Origin of the sequence: Leisingera sp., assembly GCF_034669605.1 — a bacterium.
Taxonomy (GTDB): domain Bacteria; phylum Pseudomonadota; class Alphaproteobacteria; order Rhodobacterales; family Rhodobacteraceae; genus Leisingera.
Map to the genome: position 1 here is coordinate 1 of NZ_JAXMOX010000237.1, position 6,566 is coordinate 6,566.

Genomic DNA, 6,566 nt, shown 5'->3' on the forward strand with positions numbered 1-6,566 from the left:
CTCGGCCACCACCCGCAGCAGAATGTCGCGGGTGCCAGTCAGCAAATAGCACTCCATCACCTGATCGAACTGGCGCACCGCATTCTCAAAGGCCTGCAGGGCGCCGGTGGATTGCCGTTCCAGCTCCACCGCCACAAAGATCGTGACCGGCAGCCCCAGCTTGGCCTGATCGACCCGCGCGGAATAGCCGCTGATCACGCCGCTGTCCTCCAGATTGGCCACCCGGCGCGCGCAGGGTGTTGCCGACAGCCCGACTTTCTCCGACAGTTCGGAGATCTTCAGCCGCCCGTTGCGCTGAAGCGCGGCCACAATCTTGCGATCAATTGAATCCATGGTGTTTTCCCCTAAGGAAGGCGCATTCCGCAGAGCATACCACCAAACTTCACCGCCCCGGCAGGCCTTTTTGGTGAAAACCGGCGCCCGCGCCCTGGTATTATTCAGGAAAGTTTTGGAGGAGCAATCCAGATGACAGTGACCGCCGTTGCATCGACCACCCATGAAGAGATCTACCGCGTCGAGGAGGCCTCCGCGGGGCTGCTTGGCTTCATCGCCATCCACTCTACCCGGCTGGGGCCCGCAGCCGGCGGCTTGCGGATGCGCCCCTATGCCAGCGAGGAGGAAGCGCTGACCGACGTAAAGCGGCTCAGCGAAGGCATGACCTACAAGAACGCCGCGGCGGGGCTGGCACTGGGCGGCGGCAAGGCGGTGATCATCGGCGATCCGGCCCGGGACAAGTCGCCGGACCTGCTGCGCGCCTTTGCCCGCGCCATCGAGGGGCTTGACGGGCGTTATATCACTGCCGAGGACATGGGGATGAGCCCGGCGGACATGGCGATCCTGGCGGAAGAAACCCGGTTTGCAGCCGGCCTTGCCGATGGCGCGTTCGCCAGCGGCGATCCTTCTCCGATCACCGCCCGCGGCATTTTCAACGCGATTTGCACCAGCCGCGCCCATAAGCACGGCAGCCGGGATCTGGGTGGCGTGACTGTTGCGGTGCAGGGTCTGGGCCATGTCGGCTGGTATCTCTGCCAGTTCCTGCACGCGGCCGGCGCCAAGCTGGTTGTCACCGACATCGACGCCGCCCGAGTGGAGCAGGCCATTGAAGCGTTCGGCGCCCGGGCCATGCCGCTCGGGGAAATCTACAGCGCCAAGGCCGACGTCTTTGCCCCCTGCGCCATCGGCGGCATCCTCAATAGCCAGACCATTCCGCAGCTGAAAGCGGAGATTGTTGCAGGCGGCGCCAACAACCAGCTGGCCACCGAGGCAGACGCCGCAGCGCTGCACGCGCGCGGCATCCTTTATGCGCCCGATTTTGTGGCCAATGGCGGCGGCATCATCAACGTTGCAACCGAAATCCTGCGGATCGGGGACCGCAAGGGATTCGTCGCAGAAAAGCTTCAGGCGCTGGACGAGACGATGGCCTCGATCCTGATCCAGGCGGAAGCAGCTGATGTCAGCCCGGCTGAGATGGCCATTGCCACGGTGCAGGCCAAGATGGCCGGTTCCAGCAAAGCCGCCTGACCGCTTTTCCAACGGCCGCCGCGGCGCACTCCCGCAGCCGCGCGGACACCGGCCTGCGGCCAGTCTCCTGACGGATTTTGGGCCCGGCGGCCTGCCCCATCGGGGCAGGCCGCGCGCCGCACCCCCGGTGCGGCGCCCCGCCCAACCGCAGCTGAGGCGCAACAGCGCATCCCGCAGCGGGCGGGAGCACGCCGGCCGGGATATGTCGGGACGATGGCGGAGCAAGACAGGCTGAGACCAGGAATACATGCCCCGCAAAGAAGGGCCGGAACGGAAGAGCAAACTGAAAAGGGCGGCCCCGCGGGACCGCCCTTTCTTTTTCCATCAGCCGCAGACCGTGATCAGTGGGCGGTGGCGCCCGCCCCGTCTTCGGAGCCTTTCAGGGCCGCCTTGGCGGCAGCGGCCTCCTCGGCTTCCTGGTCCCATTCAATCGGCTCCGGCTGCGACACCAGCGCGTGCTTCAGAACCTCGGACACATGCGACACGGGGATGATCTTCAGCCCCTCTTTCACGTTGTCCGGGATCTCCGGCAGATCCTTTTCGTTTTCCTGCGGGATCAGCACGGTCTTGATACCGCCGCGCAGGGCCGCCAGCAGTTTTTCCTTAAGCCCGCCAATGGCGCTTGCATTGCCGCGCAGGGTGACCTCGCCGGTCATGGCGATATCCTTGCGCACCGGGATGCCGGTCAGCACCGACACAATCGCGGTAACCATCGCCAGGCCTGCGCTTGGGCCATCCTTCGGCGTCGCGCCGTCGGGCACGTGCACATGGATGTCCAGCTTGTCGAACTGCGGCGGCTTGACGCCGATCTGCGGGCTGATCGAGCGGACATAAGACGACGCCGCCTCGATCGATTCCTTCATCACCTCGCCCAGCTTGCCGGTGGTTTTCATCCGCCCTTTGCCCGGCAGCCGCAGCGCCTCGATCGACAGCAGCTCGCCGCCGACCGACGTATAGGCAAGACCGGTGACCACACCAACCTGATCTTCCATCTCGGCCAGGCCGTAACGGAATTTCTTGACGCCCAGGAAATCATCCAGATTGTCCGCCGTGACAGTCACGCTGCCGGCCTCTTTCTTGATGATCTTGGTCAGCGATTTGCGCGCCACTTTGGCGATCTCGCGTTCCAGGTTCCGCACGCCGGCCTCGCGGGTGTAGGTGCGGATCATCTCGGTCACCGCATCCTCGGTCAGCTCGAACTCCTTGGCCTTCAAGCCGTGGTTCTTCACCTGCTTGGAAATCAGGTGCTGCTTGGCGATCTCGCGCTTTTCATCCTCGGTATAGCCCGACAGCGGAATGATCTCCATCCGGTCCAGCAGCGGCCCCGGCATGTTATAGCTGTTCGACGTGGTCAGGAACATCACGTTCGAGAGGTCGTATTCCACCTCCAGATAGTGATCCATAAAGGTGTTGTTCTGTTCCGGATCCAGCACCTCCAGCATGGCGCTTGCCGGGTCGCCGCGGAAATCCTGGCCCATCTTGTCGATTTCATCGAGCAGGATCAGCGGGTTGGTGGTTTTCGCCTTCTTCAGCGCCTGGATAATCTTGCCCGGCATCGAACCGATATAGGTCCGGCGGTGGCCGCGGATCTCGGACTCGTCGCGCACGCCGCCCAGGGAGATGCGGATGAACTCGCGCCCCGTCGCCTTGGCAACCGATTTTCCCAAGCTGGTTTTACCCACGCCCGGCGGGCCGACCAGGCACAGGATCGGCCCCTTCAGCTTGACCGAGCGCTGCTGCACCGCCAGATATTCGACAATCCGCTCCTTGACCTTTTCCAGGCCATAGTGATCCGCGTCCAGGACCTCCTGCGCCTTGTTCAGGTCTTTCTTGACGCGGGACTTGTTGCCCCACGGGATCGACAGCATCCAGTCCAGGTAATTGCGCACCACCGTGGCTTCGGCGGACATCGGCGACATGTTCTTGAGCTTCTTCAGCTCGGCATCCGCCTTTTCACGCGCCTCTTTCGACAGTTTGGTGGCAGCGATCTTCTCTTCCAGCTCGGCAATCTCGCCTGCGCCTTCTTCGCCGTCGCCCAGCTCCCTCTGAATGGCCTTCATCTGCTCATTCAGATAATACTCGCGCTGGGTCTTCTCCATCTGCGATTTGACGCGGGTCTTGATCTTCTTCTCGACCTGCAGGACCGACATCTCGCCCTGCATCAGGCCATAGACCTTCTCCAGCCGTTCACTGACCGAGAGCGTCTCCAAGAGTTCCTGCTTGCGGTCCACTTCAATGCCCAGATGGCCCGCCACCAGATCCGCCAGCTTGGCAGGTTCCGCGGTCTCGCCGACGGCGGAAAGCGCCTCTTCGGGGATGTTCTTGCGGACCTTGGCATAGCGTTCGAATTCGTCGCCCACGGTGCGCACCAGCGCCTCGGTGGTGGTGACATCGCCGGGCATTTCCGGCAGTTCTTCAGCCTTGGCTTCGAAGAAATTGTCGTTTTCAAGGAATTCGGTGATCTTCACCCGCGCCTGCCCCTCGACCAGCACCTTGACGGTGCCGTCGGGCAGTTTCAGCAGCTGCAGCACATTGGCCAGCACGCCCACGGTGTAGATGCTATCGGTTTCGGGATCGTCCTCGGAGGGGTCGATCTGGCTGGACAGCAGGATCTGCTTGTCATCCGCCATCACCTCTTCCAGGGCGCGCACCGATTTTTCCCGGCCTACGAACAGCGGCACGATCATGTGGGGGAACACCACGATGTCGCGCAGCGGCAGGACTGGGTAGGAGGAATTGAGTGGCTCTTGCATACTCGGTCCTTTGGTTTGGCAAGACGGCCCGGCCCCGGTCTCGGCAGCGCTTGGCCCGTCTCCTCATTGGATGTCTTTATCTGGGGGGAAGGTTAACACTTTTCAACCAGCCCGCCGCAAGGTCGCGCCCACATTGCCCGCAGCGCGCCGGGACCACAAGGGCGCAAATGGGTAAAGGGTGAGCAAAGACCTAACAGGCCCGCGCACCCACCCCGCCCCGGTGCCTGCCAGGAGCCTTCCCAAGCAGGCAGCTTTTTTCAGAATGCCGTGCACCGGTCAGGCTGCGCGCTCTTCTTTCAGCGCCGGGTAGTCGGTGAAGCCTTCTTCGCCGCCGCCATAGTAGGTCTCCGGGTTGCCAGTGTTCAGCGGCGCCTGCGCCTGCAGGCGTTCCGCCAGATCGGGGTTGGCAATATAGGGGCGGCCGAAGGCCACCATATCCGCCGCCCCCGAGGCAACACGCGCCATTGCGCTGTCGCGATCATAGCCATTGTTGGCCATGTAAGGCCCGCTCCAAAGCTTGCGCAGCGTCTCGTAATCGCCCGCACGCGGGCTGCCCGCCTCGCCTTCGACCATATGGAGATAGGCCAGGCCATAGCCGTTCAGCCGCTCGATGATGGGAGAAAAATGGCCGGTCGGATCACTGTCGGAAACCCCATTGAAATCCGAGAACGGCGACAGCCGCAGGCCGATCCTGTCTGCATCCCAAACGCTCAGCAGCCCGTCGAGCACCTCGAACAGAAGGCGGGCGCGGCTTTCGGCCGAACCGCCATAGGCGTCGGTGCGGGTGTTGACGCCATCCTTCAGGAACTGCTCCAGCAGATAGCCATTGGCGCCATGCAGCTCGACCCCGTCGAAACCTGCGTCTCTGGCGCATTTGGCGGCATGCACATAGTCCCCCACCAGCCGCCGGATATCCTCCGCCGTCATCGCTTTCGGCGTCGAGGTCGGCTCGAATCCGTTGCGGGTGAAGGTCTGCGCCTCTGCGGCCTCCGCAACCGAGGACACGGGCAGCACGCCTTCGGGCAGCAGCGAGTCATGGGTGATGCGGCCGACGTGCCACAGCTGCACGGCGATCCTGCCGCCTTTGGCATGCACCGCATCGGTGACCTTGCGCCAGGCGGCAACCTGTCCGGGGGTGTGGATGCCGGGGGTCTGGATATAGCCCTTGCCCTCGGCGCTGATCTGGGTGCCTTCGGTGATGATCAGCCCGGCACCGGCCCGCTGGGCGTAATACTCGATGTGGAGGTCCAGCACCTCGCCGGTGTCATCATCGGCCCGGTTGCGGGTCAAGGGCGCCATCACGACGCGGTTTTTCAGGTCGATGGCGCCAGCCGAATGGGGGGAAAACAGATCGTGGCTCACGGGGGGTATCCTCCGTTCAAAGTGTCCAGCAACAGGAATGTTGCCGCCATGACCTGAGGTCCGCCCGCCGCGGTTTCAAGCGGGCGGGCAGATTTGACTCTGCCCGGCGCCGCACAGGCTCTGTTCACAGGCGCTCAATATCGCCTTGCGCACGGGTCTCGTGAAAATCCGCCTGCCAGGCCTCGAAGGTGCCGGCCGCAATCGCCTCCCGCATGCCCTGCATGATGTCCTGGAAATAATGCAGGTTGTGCCAGGTCAGCAGCATTCCCGAAATCATCTCGTTCGAACGGAACACATGGTGCAGATAGGCGCGCGAATAACTGGAACAGGCCGGGCAGCTGCACTGCTCATCCAGGGGCCGCGGGTCGTCCTGGTGGCGGGCGTTCTTGATGTTCACCACGCCATGGCGGGTAAAGGCCTGGCCGGTGCGGCCCGAACGCGACGGCAGCACGCAGTCCATCATGTCGATACCGCGGGCCACCGCGCCGACGATGTCGTCGGGCTTGCCCACCCCCATCAGGTACCGCGGCTTGTCCTGCGGCAGGAAACCGGGCGCATAATCAAGGCAATCGAACATCGCCTCCTGCCCTTCGCCTACCGCAAGGCCGCCAACGGCATAGCCCTCGAAGCCGATCTTCTTCAGCGCCTCGGCGCTTTCTTCGCGCAGATCCTGCTCCAACCCGCCCTGCATGATCCCGAACAGCGCATGGCCGGGGCGGTCGCCGAACGCGTCACGCGACCGCTCCGCCCAGCGCATCGACAGCTGCATCGACTCGGCAATGCGCTTGCGGTCCGCAGGCAGCGCCGGGCATTCGTCGAAACACATCACGATGTCGGATCCCAGCAGCCGCTGGATCTCCATCGACCGTTCCGGCGTCAGCTCATGCTTGGACCCGTCGATATGGCTCTTGAAGGTCACGCCCTTCTCGG

General features: G+C 63.6%; 5 protein-coding genes. 1 reads left to right on the forward strand and 4 read right to left on the reverse strand.

Going from position 1 to position 6,566, the window contains the following annotated elements; translation table 11 throughout:
- The coding region (locus VOI29_RS21410; protein WP_323783513.1) for an Lrp/AsnC family transcriptional regulator at positions 1-333 on the reverse strand (333 nt) is incomplete at its 3' end.
- Positions 334-465: 132 nt separating this feature from the next.
- Here VOI29_RS21410 and VOI29_RS21415 point away from each other — a divergent pair.
- Complete coding sequence (locus VOI29_RS21415; protein WP_323783515.1) at positions 466-1,521, forward strand: Leu/Phe/Val dehydrogenase; 1,056 nt, start codon at positions 466-468, stop codon at positions 1,519-1,521.
- A 341-nt stretch (positions 1,522-1,862) separates the two neighbouring features.
- On the opposite strand, the gene lon is transcribed toward VOI29_RS21415, so the two are convergent.
- The 3 genes from lon to tgt form a co-directional block, all read right to left on the reverse strand.
- The gene (gene lon, locus VOI29_RS21420; protein WP_323783517.1) at positions 1,863-4,274 is read right to left on the reverse strand and encodes an endopeptidase La; all 2,412 of its coding nucleotides are present in this window, start codon (positions 4,272-4,274) and stop codon (positions 1,863-1,865) included.
- 276 nt (positions 4,275-4,550) lie between these two features.
- Positions 4,551-5,636, reverse strand: coding sequence for an alkene reductase (locus tag VOI29_RS21425; RefSeq protein ID WP_323783519.1), 1,086 nt, complete (start codon positions 5,634-5,636; stop codon positions 4,551-4,553).
- Between the two features lie 124 nt (positions 5,637-5,760).
- Positions 5,761-6,566, reverse strand: an 806-nt coding sequence (gene tgt / locus VOI29_RS21430) for a tRNA guanosine(34) transglycosylase Tgt (protein ID WP_323783521.1), incomplete at its 5' end; no start/stop codon positions are given.

Coding starts and splice junctions, on each gene's coding strand:
- VOI29_RS21415 (WP_323783515.1), top strand. CDS start 466: ATGACAGTGACCGCCGTTGCATCGACCACCCATGAAGAGATCTACCGC.
- lon (WP_323783517.1), bottom strand. CDS start 4,274: ATGCAAGAGCCACTCAATTCCTCCTACCCAGTCCTGCCGCTGCGCGAC.